The sequence below is a fragment of the Candidatus Marinimicrobia bacterium CG08_land_8_20_14_0_20_45_22 genome, from assembly GCA_002774355.1.
GTDB lineage: Bacteria > Fidelibacterota > UBA2242 > UBA2242 > UBA2242 > 0-14-0-20-45-22.
The window spans coordinates 1-489 of the sequence record PEYN01000039.1 but is presented as its reverse complement, the minus strand read 5'-3'; the positions used below and the strand labels follow the sequence as shown (position 1 = coordinate 489).

1 protein-coding gene is annotated in these 489 nt (G+C 44.2%); it reads right to left on the bottom strand.

The window, feature by feature from the left end; translation table 11 throughout:
• On the bottom strand, positions 1–489 hold a 489-nt coding region (locus COT43_02845; GenBank protein PIS29925.1), incomplete at both ends, for a UDP-N-acetylglucosamine 2-epimerase (non-hydrolyzing).

The following is a 489-nucleotide window of genomic DNA, read 5'->3' as shown; positions in this document are numbered from 1 at the left end:
GTATTTTTCCGGTCTTTTTTTCGCCATTGATAATCGACAATGTTCTTTCGAGGATTCGTTTGGGATCGTTGCCGACCAATTCGTTAGTACCTTCCCAGACGGTGATTGGTCGTTCTGTGTTATCTCGCATTGTCAAACACGGAATTCCCAGAACGGTTGTTTCTTCCTGAATTCCGCCGGAATCGGTCAACAGCATGAAGGCGTCTTTTTGTAAATTGAGAAATTCGAGATAGCCAAGCGGTTCGGTAATGACGAGATTTGGCATTTGCGCGAGTTGTTTGTCCATTCCAAATGTCGCCATCATTTTCCGAGTGCGCGGATGAAGCGGAAAGACGATCGGCATTCTTTGTTGAATCGTCGCAAAGGTTTCCAGCAATCCTTTCATAGTTTCAGCGGAATCGACATTTGACGGGCGATGAAGCGTGACAAGAATATATTCGCGCTTCTTTATTCTTTCATCTTTTAATTGATATTTTTCCTCAGCCGCTT